Here is a 14988-nt window from a genome sequence, read left to right as displayed (position 1 = left end):
TTATAGAGGTTCTCCGCCGGGAGAAGGGGCTGCCCTCCTGCTCCCTTCCTTCCCGTTCTTTCTGCGCCACAGGCCCGCCGCCATCTCCCAGAGGGCCGCGAAGCCCATCCACGCCCAGCCCACGCCGAAGAGTATCCAGAGCGCCGCTCCGAGGCCTCCCAGGTTCTCGGAGAAGGCGATGAGCCCGGCCCACGCGCCTATCGTGAGCGGGAGCGTGCCCCACAGCGGGAGCGCCCGCGCCGGGGCCGAGGCGAGCCCGAAGAGGATCGCCCCGGCGGCGAGCGCGAACAGCCCGACCCGGAAGGTGCGGTAACCCGGCGCGGCGGTGAGGTAGACCTCGTCGAGCTTGAGCCAGAACAGCATGACGTCGCCCGCGATGACGAGGAGGAGCCCGAAGAGGGTGAAGAGGAACGCGAACCGTTCGGTCCAGCCGGTGCGGTTCCGCTGCCAGGAGTGGAGCCCGATGAGCCCCACGGCGAGCATCAGCGGGGCCGAAGGGAAGAGCTTCCAGAAGAAGTTCGGGCTCTTGAACTTCACCTCCGAGAGGTGGACGCCGAGCGGTGAGAGCGCCCAGAGGATCCCCCCGATGAGGCAGGCCACGGAGAGCGCCCGCAGCAGGGAACGTGTGGATTTTTCGGTCAAAGCCTGCTCCTTTCCACGCCGACGGCCCGCAGCCGGCATGCCTAGGAGTAGTGGGGCAGGGGCCCACCGGCGTCCTTGAGCACGTAGTCACGGAACATGCGACGGACGATATCCGGGTGCTTACCCGCCAGGTCGTGCCTCTGGTCCGGGTCGTTCTTCACGTCGTAGAGCTGCATCTGGGTCCCGTCGTAGCGGCCGTGGATCAGGTACCGATCGTCGCGCGCCCAGACGTAGGCGTCGTAGCCGAGCGTGAAGTGGTCCCGCTTCTCTTTGGGCTCCCCGCCTTCGAGGATGGGCGAGAGGTCCGTCCCCTGCATCTGCGCGGGGGGAGATATGTCCATCGCCGAGAGGATGGTGGGGGCGACGTCGTGGGTCGAAGCGTAGTAGTCGCTCTTCTTCCCCGCACCCTTGCCTTCGGGGTGGCGGATCAGGAAGACGGTGTCGGTGAGCTCCGGGTAGAGCGCGTTGTAGGGCTTGCCGACGTAGCCGTGCTCCCCCAGGCAGTGCCCGTGGTCGGAGAGCAGGATCAGGAGCGAGTTGTCTAGCACCCCGAGCTCGTCCGCCTTGTTCAGGAAGTGCCCGAGCCATCGATCGGCGTGGGTGGTCTCGCCCGAGTAGAGCGCGCGCATCCTCTTGAGCTCGGCCTCGGTCAGATAGTCGCTCGGGCCGTAGTCGGGCTCTATGGGCTCGGGTCCGTGGTAGGAGTCGTCGTAGAGATCGACGTACTTCTTCGGCGGCGCCCACGGTTCGTGCGGGTCGTAGTTGTCCACGACGAGGAAGAAGGGCTGCTTCTCCCGCAGGCCCTCGAGCAGGTCCGCGGCCCCGCCGAAGACCTTGGCCGCGAACCAGTCGGTCTCGTTCCTGTGCCCCGCGGTGTTGGCCAGAAACTGCTGGATGGTGTCGTGGACCCGGAACTTGTTCCCTTTGAGCAGGTACTTGCTCATCTCCTTCTCGGAGACCGTCCAGGCGGGCTTGTAGTGGTCCTTCTCCTGCCCCCGAACCCACTCGAAGACGTCGAAGCCCTGGTGGAAGTTGTAGAAGGGCTTGAAGAGGTGGTCGGTGTCCGAGATCAGGGCGTTCGCGAACCCGTTCTGCTTGAGGACGTCGGCGAGGGTCGTCTGCCCGTCGGGGATGGGCTCCCAGCCCCACGGCATGTACCCCTCGCCCCTGACCGGGTGCCAGTTGCGGAAGGGCCAGGTGCGGGTGCCGGTGTGGATGGCCCGCCGGGCGCAGATGGTCGGAAGGGACTCCGGGTAGGGACGGCTGAAGACCAGGCTCTCCTTCGCCAGCGCGTCGAGGTTGGGGGTCTTTATCCAGCGGTTGCCGTAGGCACCGACGTGGTCGCGTCGGAGGCTGTCTATTATCACCAGTATGACGTTCATCTTCGAGCCGCCTTTCGGAAGGTAACTCTGGTACCTGCTCCCGGCGGCGACCGAAGAGCCCAGGAGAACGGCTCCCGCCGCGCCGGCCCCGGTGGCCTTGAGAAAGCTCTTGCGGGTGATCCTCGTCCGGTCCAAGGCCCCTTCCTCGTCGTCGTGCAAAGATGGCTTTCAGAGACCGCAGCGTATTCTATAGCAGATATGTTAACCCAGACGGAGCCCGGTATCCGGGCGCGATGATACCCCTTCTTTCGAGCTCAGTAGGCGCCCTTGCGGCGCAGCACGGCCCCGATGGTGAGGATGATGATCTTGATGTCGAACGAGAGGGACCAGTTCTCGATGTAGTAGAGGTCGAGGCGGACCATCTCTTCGAAGGAGAGGCTGTCGCGCCCGTTTATCTGCCAGTAGCCGGTCATGCCGGGCATGACCGCGAGGCGTTTCTTGTGCGCCTCTTTCATCCGCCCGTGGTCCCTGAGCGGGAGGGGCCTGGGGCCGACGAGGCTCATCTCGCCCTTGAGCACGTTGATGAGCTGCGGCAGCTCGTCTATGCTCCAGCGCCGCAGGAACCGGCCCACGCGGGTGACCCGGGGGTCGTCCCTTATCTTGAAGAGGATGCCGTCGGCTTCGTTGGCCTCCTCGAGCTCCTCCTGCTGCTCTTCGGCCCCCTCGTACATCGAGCGGAACATGTAACAGGTGAAGACCCTCTCGTCGGCGCCGACCCGCCTCTGCCGGAAGAGAACCGGGCCGGGAGAGTCCAGCTTGATGGCGAGCGCGACGAGGGCGAAGAGCGGCAGCAACGCGAGCAACCCCGTGGCGGAGAGCGCCAGGTCGAGTGCCCGCTTGAGCGTCCGCTGGAAGTTGTCGAGGCGGGGGTAGCGCACGTCGAGGAGGGGGACGCCCAGGCTCCGGGAGACGGAGGGACGCAGCCGCATGAGGCCCAGCGCTCCCGGGACCACCCACATCTGTACCCCGCGCAGCCGCACCGATTGCAAGACCTCGAGCAGGTTGTCGTCCGGCAGGCGCTCGGCACCGGCGAGGAGTACGAGCTTCGCGCCGCTCTCCTCCAGCGTCCGGCGCAGCTCGTCGATGTCCACGCGTCCCTGCGGGGTGAGACCTGCCTCCCCGGCTGGGGTATAGGCTCCCGGGGCGAGGTCGAGCAGGCGCCTGAGCCTCTCGCGGCCGGCCTCGTCCCCGACTATGAGGGTAGGGATGAGCCCGATGCCCCGGCGGTAGACCGTGTCGAGACCTCGCTCGTAGAGGAGGCGCAGCGGGATGGAGAGGAGGCCGAACAACACCACCGCGGCCACTGCTTCCTCGCCCGGGAGCCCGCTCTCCGGGTAGAAGTGTGCCCCGGCGACCACGAGCGCGGCCCACAACAGGAGTGCCCCGACGAGCGCGCCGGGGTTGCGCCGGCTGGAGGCGCGCCCGTACATCCCGCAGGAGACGAAGACGGGAACGAGCACGGCCAGGAGCACCGGGACGAGATGCAGGGAGCCCGAGGCCAGGGAGAGGGCCGCGCCCAGCGATCCGGCGTCGATCAGGAGAAGGATCAGGACGCTCGCCGGACGGCGCAGCACCCCGCTGCTCAGCAGGTTCCTGATCGCTTCTCTCATCTCACCCCTCCGGAGTATAACCCTTCGGGGGGAGGGGTTTGGAGGACTACCAGCTGCCCCGGGCGTAGGTGTGCGAGGGTAGCTGGTGACCCCGCGGGTAGACCAGGTACGCCATCCCGCCCGAGCCGGTCTCGAACCACACCTTGCGGAACTGGTCCCTCTCGTAGACCCGCTCGACCCCGGCGGCGCTCTTCGCCGCCGGGTCGTTGACGATGACGTCCCCGGAGCGGGTGAAGCCCCGGATCACGAGCAGGTGACCCTCCGTCGAGGGGATGGGGGCGCCGTCGAGCTCGCCCCTGTGCCAGGCGACGCTCGCGACGAGCGGGATCCCCGCACCGATGAAGCGCTCCGCCTGGCCGAGCGAGGAGAAGCGGTTGACCGAGCCCACGAGCCCGTAGGATGCGGCGTAGGCGGTGTTGAACGGCCAGTTGCCGGTGCCGCCGTAGACGTGGTCGTAGGTGCCGCGGGCTACCCTCGGGACCGGCTGGTCGAGCGTCTCCCTCCCGGTCTTCTTCGCCCAGTAGGCCATCACCATCGAGAGGGAGGTCGGTGAGCACCAGACCTCGCCGCCGTCGGGGTAGACCATCTGCGAGCGGGGCGGAACGGCGAGGTTCTTCCCCCATATCCTCCGGTCGGGCCCCACGCCGAGCGGCTCCCCGGCGCGGTAGGAGTTCGAGGTGGTGAAGAACAGCGCCCGTACCCCCGGTGAGATCCCCTTCTTCGCGGTGAAGAGCTTCAGGCGGTACTGGTAGGCTCCGGCGAAGACGCGCCCGCGGCCCTGCAGGGTGTCGGTCGCCACCTGCCAGCGGGCGGTCTTCTGCCCGTCGACGCTGTGGCGCTCTATCGTGCCGGTGCCCTTCGCCCAGATGCCGAGGTCGAACCAGCGCGTCCAGCTCCCCCCCGAGCGTACCCGTACGTCGAGTTCGATCCAGGTTCCCGGGGGAGTCGAGCCGTTCCACGAGGGGTTCAGGGTGTCGAAGGCGATGCCGGGCCGGTGGACGGGGGAGAGGATCGAGCCCCAGTAGAAGGCGCCGCCGTTGTACTTGCCGCTCCTGTCCGTGCCCCGGTGCGGGTGGGCGCCGAGCCGGACCGTCGCGGTGCCGCCGGCGTTCCTGGAGATCACCACGGCGTCACGGTGCCCCTCCGAGAGGGCGCGGTGGGTGTCGAAGCGGTCGAAGTGTACGTAAGGACGGGCGGCCCCTGCCCGGGCCGTGGCGCCGGACGAGAACAACATCATGGCGGAGAGCACAACGAACAGACCCGCCCCGAGGCTCCTGCGCAGCATGCCATACCCACCTCCCCCCTCATTCATGGCGGTAGTCTACCCTACCGCCGGCGGGGCCGTCCACGCGACCGCTGGCGCAGCACGCGCCAGAGGAAGAGGGGGTTGCCGATCAGGTAACGCCGCCAGAGGCGGCGGGGCTCGATGAAGAGCCGGGCGAGCCACTCGAGGCCGTTGTCCGTAAGCAGCCTCGGCCCCCGGCGCAGACGCCCGGAGGCGTAGTCGAAGACCGCCCCTCCGGTGAGGGCGACCCGGGCGTCGATGCGTTCCCAGTTCTCCATCAGCCAGCGCTCCTGCAGCGGCATCCCCATCCCGACGAGCAGGATGTCCGGGGATGCGGTGTTTATCTGCTTTATCACGGCTTCGTTCTGCGGGCTCCCGGCGCGGTGGTCGAAGTAGCCGTGATGGGTGCCGCGGACCTCGAGGCCCGGGTTCAGGCGGCGCAGGTTACGGGCTGCCTCGTCGGCGACCCCGGGACGTCCTCCGAGGAAGTAGAGGGTGAATCCCTCGGCGGCGGCGAGGGAGGCGAGACGCCAGATCCAGTCGGCGTAGGTGATCCTCTCCGGTATGTGCCTCCCGAGGAGGCGGGCCGCGAGCATCACCCCGGCCCCGTCGCAGAAGACTACCTGCGCCCGGCCGAAGAAGCTTCTCAGCTCCTCGTCTTCGTAGAGCAGGTTCAACGCGTGGGCGTTGACGTTCATGAAGAGCGCGTGCTCTTCCCGACGGACGGCACGGGCGAGCCTTCTGTGCAGCTCGCCGACCTCGAGCGGGTCGACGCCGACGCCGAGGATCTCTACCCGTCTCTCATCCGCTCCCACAACAGCTCCTCCACCTGAGAGAAGCGCTTCTCCCAGGAGTTCTCTTCGGCGAGGGATATCCTCCTCCGTGCTTTCTGGAGCGTCTCCAGGCTGCCGAGGCTGCGCAGCGCCCCGACGAATTCCCGGGGGCTTCGCGCCGGGTAGACGAGATCCTCCAGACCGGCGAAGGCGGGCAGCGGGGAGGTGACGACGGGGAGCCCGGTGGCCAGGCACTCGTAGGTCTTGGCCGGAAAGATCGCCCGGGTGAGCTTCCCCGAACGGTAGGGCAGGACGAAGGCGTCCACCCCCCGCAGGGTTTCGGGGAGCCTCTCGTGGGAGACCTCCCCCCGGTGGTCGACGCCGGGGATTCGCAGCAGGCGGCGGGAGGTGCGGTCGAGCCTGCCGACGAGCCTGAGGGAGAACCCCGAGCGCGCGACACTCTCCAGGGTCTCCAGGTCCAGCCGGTGGACGCCGATGTCCCCGAAGAAGCAGACCGTGCGCACCCGGCGGACGGGCTCCGCCCTCCTCAGGGACGCGAAGCGCTCGCAGTCGGCCGCGGGCCCGCAGAGGATTGCGTCCGGCCTCACCCTCCGCGCCTTCTGCAGCAGGTTTTCGGAGGTGCAGAGCACGAGATCCGAGCGCCCGAGCAGCTCCCGCTCGCTCTCTTCGACCCCTGGAGGGGCCCCGGGGAAGGCCGTGTAGTCGTCGCAGAGGTCGTAGACCAGGAGCCGGGGGTTGAGCTCCGAGGCGAGGCGCAGCGTGGCCCCGGTCGGCAGGTAGGCGATGACGACCGGGGAAGAGCCGGAGAGAGCGCGCAGGTCCCCCGCGGCCCGGGGGACGAGGAGGAGCCGGTCGGCGGCCCTGAAGAGTGGGTTCGTCGGCGGGAGGGTGAGCGGGGAGTATACGGTGAGGGCGGGTTCTTTGGGCGATCCTCTCCCGCTGCCGGAGAGCCTCCTCGCAAGAGCCCGGGCGTCCGGGCGCGGGCGCGAGAAGCCCGTGGTCTCGACGAAGACGGTCGGGTAGCCGGCCCGGGCGAAGCGGACGGCGAGTTCGTGGTGGCGCTGCCAGAGGAAGTCCCACCGGACCCCGGCGAGCAGCACCACGGTCGGGAGATCTCCTCTAGTGTCCCTTTGCACGGTCGGGCTGCGTCCCCCCTTCCATGATGCGCGTGAGTTCCTTCCTGTCGGGGCGGCCGTCTTCGTCGTAGATGCGCTCGAGCCCGAAGAGCGAGAGTATCCGCTCGACCCGTCCGGCCTGCGCCCGGCTCACCCGCAGACCGCCCGGGCCGCTCGTCGCCGAAGGCCTCCTCAGGCTCCGCAGCACCCTGCCGGGGGGCCGGTCCTCTCCCAGCGCGCGGAAGAGGCGGGTGAGGGTGGTCTGCGGGTCGGCGAGGAGCTCCTCGTAGAAGACCACGTGCAGCGCGCCCGGGCCGAGCTGTGCGAGCGGCACGTAGTTGTCTATGCACCAGAGGAAGACGTGCCGCTCGAAGGGGGTCCCGGCGCGGCGGATCTGGTGCTCGAACGGCCGGAGGAAGTCCTCGAGCAGGTCCCGCTGCGAGAGCACCTCTTCGAGGTTGTCGCGCCAGCCCAGGGAGAGCCGCGAGGCGGCGACGGCGCAGGGGTGGCGGATGATGAGGATCAGGGGCATCTCCGGGAAGTTGTGGTGCAGCCAGCCCAGCAGCAGGTTCGCCCGGATGTCCTTTATCACGCGGCGGCGGGCGACGAAGCTCTTGTGGAGGCGGTCGGTCCACCGATCGCGGATGCGGCCGGTGACGATGGCGCGCGCGGGGTCGAGGTACTCCGGGCGGGCGTCGTCGGGACGCAGGTACTGCTTGCTCGAGAAGTGGTGGACGGTCCCTACCCTCCAGGGGCAGAAGGGCTCGAAGATGAGCCGGCAGCCGCCGCGGGCGCACAGCGCTTCCGCGAGCCAGGTCGTGCCGCTGCGCCCGCTCCCGGCGACGAAGACGGAGTCTTTCTCGTCTCCTCCGACGTCCACGTAGAGCCCCGAGAGGGCCTGCTCTGCGAGCGTCCGGCCCTTCACGGCTCCTCCTTCAGGTTTTCTCCCCGGCGTCCCAGTCCTTCATCGAGGACAGCTTCACCGCCACCCCGGCCAGCGTGAAGAAGAGCAGGGTGGAAGGGGGAATGTACCAGTGCCACTCGAACGCCGAGGAGACGAGGTAGGCGACGATCGCGGCCACCATCCCCGCCAGGAGCAGCCTCCGCTCGCCCGTCGGGCTCGCACGCAGCGTCGCGCGGGCGGTGTAGAAGACCAGGTACCCCGCGAAGCCCACGATCGCGAGGAAGGCGAAGAGCCCGGTCTCCGTCCCCTGCTCCAGGTAGAGGTTGTGCACCTGCTTCACCCCCTGGTAATCCGGACGGTGTTTGAGCCAGGTGTACTGGAAGGTGCCGGCCCCGGATCCGGTGAGCGGATGCCGCTTCCACTCCTGCCAGGCGACCTTCCAGTAGTCTTTTCTGAAGCCTATGCTCGCCGAAGCCAGCCGGTCGCTGACGTTCCTGGTCGAGTCCGGGTTGTTGATGAGCGTCCGGTAGGTGTCCACCGGACCGCCGTGTTTCTCCACCAGCGCGCCGGCTCCGATCAGACCGGCCACGACGACGAGGGCGGCCACGAGCGCGCCGATCCGGCGCCGCGTGGTGGGCGAGAGCGTGCTGCGGCGTGCCACCGCGGCGTAGGCGAACTGGAGCAGGAACGCCGCCACGAGCGCCAGCGCGAGGTCGGTGCGGAACGCCCCTGCCGCCGCGAGCTTCTGCGGGTCCGGGACGTTCTCCATGAGGCCCCGGGTGTGATCTATCCGCCGTACGAGCCAGAGCCCCGGCGCGGCGAGGAGCGCGAGGTTGGCCAGCGTGCCGAGCCTGCGGCTGGTGAGCGCGAGGAGGACCACCGCCCCTATGACCATCGAACCCAGCCCCCCGCGTGAGACGGTCAGGTAGAGGGTGGTGAGGTAGGCGAGGGCGAAGACCGCGTACACGGCACGCACCAGGGCGTTTCTCATCTGGGTCATGCGCGCCACGATGAGCAGCGCGCCCATCGCGAGCACCAGGGCCGTGGTGTTGGCGTAGCCGAGCGTGGAGTCCACCCTGACTCCCCCGAAGGAGGTGACGGGGTACCTGATGGGATCGGCTTTCTGCAAGAGCCCGTAGACGCAGACCGGGAGCACCGTGAGCGCCGCGAGGTCCATGAAGAGCCCGGGCTGCCAGCGGCGGCAGAGTGCTCCCACCGAGAGCAGGAAGGTGGCCAGGTACATCGAGGAGCGTACGGTCTCCTCCACCGTGAGTATGTCGCTCGTCGTCCACAGCAGCGAGATGCCCTTGATGCCCGCCAGCACCGCCAGCAGGCCGGTGAGAACCCACCCGGGGGCCGGGATGTCCTCGAAATAGCGCTCCGCGAAGAGCGTGACGAACAGGAGCGCGAGGATGGCGGCGGCGACCGGGAGCCACAGCTCCTCGGTGTAGAGGCCGTCTCTTATCATGCCGTAGCAGGTGGCGGCGAGCAGGACGTCCAGAACGAGGGCTTTGTACGTGACGAGGGATCTCCCGGGCCTCTCCGTCATCGCCGGGCTCCCGGGGTTCGCGGGTCGAGGACGAAGCCTCGAACGTCGGCTTTCGCGTCGGGGGACACGGGCGACAACCCGGCGAGAGATCGACGGGACTTCATCGAGCCGCCGGGAGCGCCGCCCACACTGCGGAGTACTCCATCAGTAGATGGCACTGTTCTCCACCTGCCGGCGGTACCCCGCCGGATCCGTCTCGATCAGCTGCAGTATGGCCGGGGCCTGGGCGGCGTCGCTGTGCTGCAGCAGATGCCGCGCCTGGGCGTATTTGCCTTCGACCACGAGCGCGTCCGCCATCGCCAGCTGCATCGACTTCGAAAGCTCCTCGAGCCGGGCTCTGTCGGCGCCGCTCGTGCCCCGCATCATCTTCTTCAGGCGGAACCTGGCCTGCCGGATGTACCTGAGCCCCTTCTCCGGCTTGCCGGTGCGCACGTAGATCCGACCCAGGTCGTAGAGTCCCTGGACGGTGATCTTGTTGGCGTTCTCGAGTTGCTGGTAGACCCTGCCCGCGGCCCTCAGCTTGTTCTCCCTCACCAACACCTGGGCGAGCGCGTCGCTCACCATCGTCGCGTGTGGGTTGAGCCGGAGGGCTTCTCTGTACGATTTCTCCGCGGCCGCGAGGTCGTTCAGCCTGGAGGCCTGCAGGTTGCCGAGCAGGAGGTAGAGGGCGAAGTTGTGGGGATCACGCGATATCGCCTCGCGCAACGCCTCCGCCGCCGCACGGTCGTCGCCCTGCGTCTGCAGCAGGTAGGACTGTAGCTCCAGCGGCTCCGGACTGAAGGGATCGAGCCTCGCCGCCGTCCTTATGCTCTGCATCGCCCCCCTGTGATCCCCCGCCGCAGCCAGACGCTGCTCCTCGCTCATGTAGTGGTCGGAGAGCCTTATCGAAAGGGCGAGCATGAACAGCACGCCAACCAGCAACCCGGCGGAGATTCTCAGGATCACACGAGTCAAGCACTCTCACCGCACCAGAGGATATCCGCATCCCCAACCGAATACAAGAAACAAGATGTAACGGGCCCCGTTCATCGGGGCCCGTTACACTAACCCTTGGGAACCGGTCTTCGCCGGTGACTACCTCAGCATCCTGCGGGCGAGCAGACCACCGCCGACGAGGAGCGCACCAGCGCCGAGCGCCACCACCGAAGCACCACCGGTGTTCGGGAGAACACTGGCCGCCGCACCGGACGCGGAGGAAGCCGCGCTGCTCACGGAGGCGCTGCTCGAGTACTGCGAGCTGGCAGCCGAGCTGCTGATGGAGCTGATGATGTTCTGCACCTGGCTCACGCTGATGTTACAAGTCTGAGCTATCTGCTGGACGTTGTAGTTGTTGCCGTACTGGCTGTACTGGACCGTGCCAGCCTCCTGCTGCACCGCGTTCTGCACGCACTGCACGTCGTTCGTGCCACCCTGAGCACCAGCCGCGCCACCGCTCTGGGCGTTGGACCCGGCAGCCTGCGCGAAGGCCGGGGCCGCGACGGCGAGCACCATCGCCAGCATGGCGGCCAACAGCATTACCTTCTTCAAATCCTCTACCTCCTGTCTCGAGGACCCTCCCTGACGGGGATGAATTTTCCCACGTCAAAATATGCGCGTCAACCAAAAATAACGCACCTGCTTAGCTTTCCTTAACATTGCTCAATATTGTGTGGTGTTGTTGGTATGTACAACCCTCTGTTGTGAGGGTTTTTCAGCGTCTGGCTCTGGTTCCGAAGTCCACGGTGTACATGGTCACGTGTCTGTAACCCCTGTAGGTTCCCGCGCTGGTGCCGACCCCGATCTCGTGCAGGCGAGGATCGAGGATGTTGTGGCGGTGTGGCGGGCTGTGCATCCAGGCGCGCACGATGTTCCGGGGTGATCCTTTGTATCTCTGGCCCCAGGCGATGTTCTCCGCGTAGCGGATCCAGTGGTAACCGAAGCGGTGCAGCCTGCGGCCGACGTTACCGTGGGCGAAGAAATCGCGTCTTATCATGGCTCGGGAATGAGCCCGGGCGGCGCGTTCTAGCTTCGGGTTGAGGCAGAAAGTTCTGAGGTGGTGGCGACGTCGGATCCGGTTGTGGAGCACGAAGGTGCGCCGCTCCTTTGCCTTCAGGAAGATCCTACCCCCACCGCACTTTCTCACGTACCCTCCCGCGGACGAGCTCGCTGGCGTCTCTGCGCGGATCGAGGTGTCCCAGTAGAGCAGGATGACGAGCGCGACGACCGGCACCGCGCAGAGCGCGAGCACGGGATGTCTCATGATCGAACCCCCCTCCGAGTTCGCTCGAAGAACCAGAGGGTATGTTAACGGATGAGGGGAGCGGTTTCCTCCCGGCTGACTATTTGTTTATGGATCTTATGAAGGTGACGATGAACACCGCCGAGACCAGCATCAGGGCCCCGGCCGCGATGAGCCCTAAGGAGACGAAGAAGATCGTCCCCGGGCTCGCCTTGCCCCACGCGCCCGTCGCCCAGACGAAGGCGAACAAGGAGGCGAAGAACGTCAGCAGGATCAGGATCATGCCGCCCGGGAGGTCCCGGATCTGGATCGCCGCTCGCTCCAGCGCGTAGGTGAAGCGTCCGTGCGGGTAACCCGTCTGGCGGATGGAGTCGATCGCCTGCCGGAACTCCTCGTTGCCGGCGAGCCCGATGATGCGGGAGAGGTAGTAGGCCTCGGCCGGCGGTTTGCCCAGCTTCAGGAGCTCCAGGTAGTTGCGGCGGTAGAGGTCGACGGCCCTGGAGCTCGGGGAGGCGAGCTGCTTCAGGAAAGCATGGGTGTCGAGCCTGGAGGCGTAGCGGCGCGCCTCCTGCTGGACCTGCGGGCCCTCTCTTCCGGCCAGCTCGGAGACCTCCAGGAAGAACATCTCGCGTGAGAACTCGATGGCGCTCTGACGCTCGCGGCGGCGGGAGGAGATCTCGGTACGTATCCCGCGCGCGCGGTACTCCTCGCGCCGCAGACGATAGACGTGCTCCTGGTAGAACTCGCGCGTCTCCGGGTCCTCGGCTTCGTCCCGAAGCCTGTAGGCTTCTTCGAGGGTTTCCGGGATCTTTCTCTCTTCCATAGAGCTTAGCCTGTCCGTCCCCCGCTCTGGTACGGGTCAACCCCTCTTCCAAGCTCTAAGAATGATACCACGATCACCACCCCGCGGGATCTTCTCAGCCGCCCCTCGTCTCCTCCTCTTTCTCCTTCCAGAGCGAATAGTAGAGCGCCCCGCCGTGCACCCGGACGTCCAGGTGTCCGCCCTCGGCGAGCCCCTTCATCATCTCGTCGGCCTCCGCGACCGAGAGCGAGGTCTCCAGCGCGGCCTGCGCCGGGGTGAGCTCCCCGCGCGCCTGGAGCGCCCGCAGCAGTTCCCTCTCCTTGCCGGCTTTGGCGGGGGACATCTCGCGGGCGTCCGCGAGCCCCGCGATCCCTCTGGCGAAGAGCCTGATGGCCGGGAAGACGAGCCAGCCGAACACGAAGATCAGCCAGAAGAACTGTGGGTGGAAGACGAGGAGGAGCCCCACCCCGGTGAGGATGATCCCCCCGACCACGACCCCGGTCACGGCCTGGGCCTTCGGGCTCATGTCCTCCAGGTCGAGGCCGAGGAACTCGTCCGGGTCCCGGTGGTGGCGCCGTTTCGGGGACCGGTCATATCCGATGTGGCAAGGCATCCTCTCTCCGCCGTGGACGGGGGCGCTCTCTTCTGCGTATACCCGAAATATATCAGAACCACCGCCTCCCCGGAGGAAAATGCTAATCTCTCGGAGGAGTCGACGAGAGGGAGGTGGCATGGCGGCGGACGATCTGAACCGGCTGCTGGATGACGCCAGGGAGGGGTTCCTCGAGGAGCTGGTCGAGTTCCTGCGGATACCTTCGATCTCCGCTCAGGGTGGCGAGCGGTTCCGGGAGGGTGCCGGGTGGGTCCGGCAGAAACTCGAGGAGCTCGGCGCCGAGGTCGAGGTGGTCGAGACCGGAGGTCACCCCGTGGTCTACGCGGAGCTCGGGGAGGGGGAGAGGACGCTCCTCTCCTACGGGCACTACGACGTGCAGCCGCCTGAGCCGCTGGAGCTCTGGGAGAGCGACCCCTTCGAGCCGGTCGTGCGCGACGGGGTCCTCTACGCCCGCGGGGTTGCCGACGACAAGGGGGACGTGCTCTCTCGCATCCAGGCCATAAGGCTCTACCGCAGGCTCTACGGCGAGCTCCCCTTCCGGGTGAAGTTCCTGGTCGAGGGCGAGGAGGAGATCGGGAGCCCCAACCTGGGGAGCTTCGTGAGGTCGAACGCGCAGAGGCTCGCCGCCGACGCCTGCCTGTGGGAGGGCGGGGCGAAGGACGAAGGGGGGAGGCCCGTCGTCTGCTGCGGCACCAAGGGGCTCGCCTACGTCGAGCTCAGGACGCGCGGAGCCTCCCACGATCTGCACAGCATGTACGGCGGGATCGCGCCGAACCCGGTCTGGCGGCTGGTGCAGGTGCTGCGCACGATAAAGGACGAGCGCGGCGAGATCACGCTCGAAGGCTTCCTGGAGATGGCCGACGAGCCCACCGAAGAAGACCGTGAGGCGATAGCGAAGATCCCCTTCGACGGCGGGGCGCTCATGGAGTCCTGGGGGGTCTCCGCCTTCGACCGGAACCTCTCTGGACGGGAGGTGCTCGAGGAGTACCTGCTGCGCCCGACGGCGAACATCGCCGGCATCCAGTCCGGCTACACCGGCCCCGGCTCGAAGACGATCGTCCCCGCAGAGGCCTTCGTGAAGATGGACTTCCGCCTCGTCTCCGGACAGAGCCCGAAGGCCGTGGTCGAGCTTCTGCGCCGGCACCTCCACGAGCACGGCTTCGACGACGTGGAGGTCGTCGAGATGCACGGCGTGGAGCCGGCCAAGACCCCGGTCGACTCCCCGGTCGTGAAGACCTCGGTCGCCGCCTGGGAGGACTGCGGCCGCGACGACGCCGTCGTCTACCCGACCATCGGTGGCAGCGGCCCGACCTCGCTCATCGCCACCGAGCTCGGCATCCCTACGGTCATGACCGGCAACGTGGCGTTCGCCGGCAGCCGCATCCACTCCCCCAACGAGTGCGTCAGGCTCGAGGACTACTTCGAGACCGTGGCGTACTTCACCCGCTTCTTCCGCCGCTTCGCCGATGAGCGATAGGACGTCGGCTTCGACGGGGCTGAAGCTTCCGGAGCGACTGCGCCGGACCCTGGCTGCAGCGGCAGCGGAGGCGCCGCAGGCACGCCTGATGGGCACCCGCGCCCGCGGTTCGATGCGCCCGCCGCGGGCGCACGTCGTCGTCGCCGCCGGGGAGGGGCAGATCGAGTCGGCCCGGGGGCCGGCGCGCATCGTGCGCCGCCTGGAGCTCTACAGAACGTCCTTCGGTCCGGTGGTGAGGCTAGCCTTCAGCATCTACCACGACGCCACGGAGGTGCTCTCCGCGGCGACCGTCATCGACGTCCTGCGGGTTTCGGGGGATGCTGCGCTCTCGGGTCTCGGTCGCCAGCGGGAGCTTCCGTTCCACTTTTACGCCGCCCGCGAGGGGGATCTGGAGTACGCGTTCTCGAAGGTGATCCCCAACGACGACGAGCGGCGCGCGGAGGCGAAGGAAGTGCTTGGGATGGCCCGCGAGCACCTCTCCGCCACCCCCGAAGAGCGCCGGAGTTTCCGCCGGGCGCTCGCGCTCGCGAGCCGCAACTTCGAACTCCCCGTGCCGGAACCCGGCGTGGAGGGATAGTCCCGCGCCCCGGGCCCGCG

The 14988-nt window shown here is 67.6% G+C and carries 15 protein-coding genes; 2 read left to right on the top strand and 13 right to left on the bottom strand.

Going from position 1 to position 14988, the window contains the following annotated elements:
- The 13 genes from AC6EKW_RS07640 to AC6EKW_RS07580 all read right to left on the bottom strand — a co-directional run bounded on the left by AC6EKW_RS07640 (position 1) and on the right by AC6EKW_RS07580 (position 12914).
- Entirely contained in the window at positions 1-642 is a 642-nt protein-coding gene (locus AC6EKW_RS07640; protein ID WP_273887990.1) for a hypothetical protein, read from the bottom strand.
- Positions 643-683: 41 nt separating this feature from the next.
- On the bottom strand, positions 684-2159 hold the full coding sequence (locus AC6EKW_RS07635; RefSeq protein WP_273887991.1) for a sulfatase family protein: 1476 nt from the start codon (positions 2157-2159) through the stop codon (positions 684-686).
- 119 nt (positions 2160-2278) lie between these two features.
- Positions 2279-3634: an exopolysaccharide biosynthesis polyprenyl glycosylphosphotransferase gene (locus AC6EKW_RS07630; RefSeq protein ID WP_273887992.1), complete on the bottom strand. Its 1356-nt coding sequence runs from the start codon at positions 3632-3634 to the stop codon at positions 2279-2281.
- A gap of 46 nt (positions 3635-3680) precedes the next feature.
- Entirely contained in the window at positions 3681-4919 is a 1239-nt protein-coding gene (locus AC6EKW_RS07625) for a C39 family peptidase (RefSeq protein ID WP_273887993.1), read from the bottom strand.
- A gap of 41 nt (positions 4920-4960) precedes the next feature.
- Positions 4961-5734, bottom strand: a complete 774-nt coding sequence (locus AC6EKW_RS07620) for a WecB/TagA/CpsF family glycosyltransferase (protein WP_498514076.1) — start codon at positions 5732-5734, stop codon at positions 4961-4963.
- A complete protein-coding gene (locus AC6EKW_RS07615) occupies positions 5710-6849 on the bottom strand; it encodes a glycosyltransferase (RefSeq protein WP_273887995.1) in 1140 nt (379 codons plus the stop codon). The genes AC6EKW_RS07620 and AC6EKW_RS07615 overlap by 25 nt, the downstream gene beginning before the upstream one ends.
- Positions 6833-7753 (bottom strand): sulfotransferase family protein, encoded by a 921-nt coding sequence (locus tag AC6EKW_RS07610; RefSeq protein ID WP_273887996.1) that lies wholly within the window; start codon positions 7751-7753, stop codon positions 6833-6835. Before AC6EKW_RS07610 ends, AC6EKW_RS07615 begins: the two co-directional genes overlap by 17 nt.
- A gap of 10 nt (positions 7754-7763) precedes the next feature.
- Complete coding sequence (locus AC6EKW_RS07605) at positions 7764-9281, bottom strand: O-antigen ligase family protein (protein ID WP_498514075.1); 1518 nt, start codon at positions 9279-9281, stop codon at positions 7764-7766.
- A 144-nt stretch (positions 9282-9425) separates the two neighbouring features.
- Positions 9426-10226 carry a tetratricopeptide repeat protein gene (locus AC6EKW_RS07600; protein ID WP_273887998.1) on the bottom strand — a complete coding sequence of 267 codons (801 nt, stop codon included), beginning with the start codon at positions 10224-10226 and terminating at the stop codon, positions 9426-9428.
- Between the two features lie 129 nt (positions 10227-10355).
- The gene (locus tag AC6EKW_RS07595) at positions 10356-10808 is read right to left on the bottom strand and encodes an LPXTG cell wall anchor domain-containing protein (protein ID WP_273887999.1); all 453 of its coding nucleotides are present in this window, start codon (positions 10806-10808) and stop codon (positions 10356-10358) included.
- Between the two features lie 163 nt (positions 10809-10971).
- Complete coding sequence (locus AC6EKW_RS07590; RefSeq protein WP_273888000.1) at positions 10972-11520, bottom strand: CAP domain-containing protein; 549 nt, start codon at positions 11518-11520, stop codon at positions 10972-10974.
- A 79-nt stretch (positions 11521-11599) separates the two neighbouring features.
- On the bottom strand, positions 11600-12322 hold the full coding sequence (locus tag AC6EKW_RS07585; protein WP_273888001.1) for a hypothetical protein: 723 nt from the start codon (positions 12320-12322) through the stop codon (positions 11600-11602).
- Between the two features lie 94 nt (positions 12323-12416).
- A complete protein-coding gene (locus AC6EKW_RS07580; RefSeq protein ID WP_273888002.1) occupies positions 12417-12914 on the bottom strand; it encodes a hypothetical protein in 498 nt (165 codons plus the stop codon).
- Positions 12915-13032: 118 nt separating this feature from the next.
- On the opposite strand from AC6EKW_RS07580, the gene AC6EKW_RS07575 reads away from it, so the two are divergent.
- Together AC6EKW_RS07575 and AC6EKW_RS07570 are read left to right on the top strand one after the other, a co-directional pair.
- Positions 13033-14391, top strand: a complete 1359-nt coding sequence (locus tag AC6EKW_RS07575) for a M20/M25/M40 family metallo-hydrolase (RefSeq protein ID WP_498514074.1) — start codon at positions 13033-13035, stop codon at positions 14389-14391.
- Positions 14381-14968: a hypothetical protein gene (locus tag AC6EKW_RS07570; RefSeq protein WP_273888004.1), complete on the top strand. Its 588-nt coding sequence runs from the start codon at positions 14381-14383 to the stop codon at positions 14966-14968. Before AC6EKW_RS07575 ends, AC6EKW_RS07570 begins: the two co-directional genes overlap by 11 nt.
- Positions 14969-14988: the final 20 nt, after the last annotated feature.

The sequence above is a fragment of the Rubrobacter sp. M3-4 genome, assembly GCF_059772285.1.
This window is presented reverse-complemented; position numbering and strand designations above follow the sequence as displayed.

Excerpts from the sequence above, each read along its gene's own strand:
- AC6EKW_RS07630 (WP_273887992.1), bottom strand. The coding sequence starts at position 3,634 with ATGAGAGAAGCGATCAGGAACCTGCTGAGCAGCGGGGTGCTGCGCCGT.
- AC6EKW_RS07625 (WP_273887993.1), bottom strand. The coding sequence starts at position 4,919 with ATGCTGCGCAGGAGCCTCGGGGCGGGTCTGTTCGTTGTGCTCTCCGCC.
- AC6EKW_RS07605 (WP_498514075.1), bottom strand. The coding sequence starts at position 9,281 with ATGACGGAGAGGCCCGGGAGATCCCTCGTCACGTACAAAGCCCTCGTT.
- AC6EKW_RS07590 (WP_273888000.1), bottom strand. The coding sequence starts at position 11,520 with ATGAGACATCCCGTGCTCGCGCTCTGCGCGGTGCCGGTCGTCGCGCTC.
- AC6EKW_RS07585 (WP_273888001.1), bottom strand. The coding sequence starts at position 12,322 with ATGGAAGAGAGAAAGATCCCGGAAACCCTCGAAGAAGCCTACAGGCTT.
- AC6EKW_RS07580 (WP_273888002.1), bottom strand. The coding sequence starts at position 12,914 with ATGCCTTGCCACATCGGATATGACCGGTCCCCGAAACGGCGCCACCAC.
- AC6EKW_RS07575 (WP_498514074.1), top strand. The coding sequence starts at position 13,033 with ATGGCGGCGGACGATCTGAACCGGCTGCTGGATGACGCCAGGGAGGGG.
- AC6EKW_RS07570 (WP_273888004.1), top strand. The coding sequence starts at position 14,381 with ATGAGCGATAGGACGTCGGCTTCGACGGGGCTGAAGCTTCCGGAGCGA.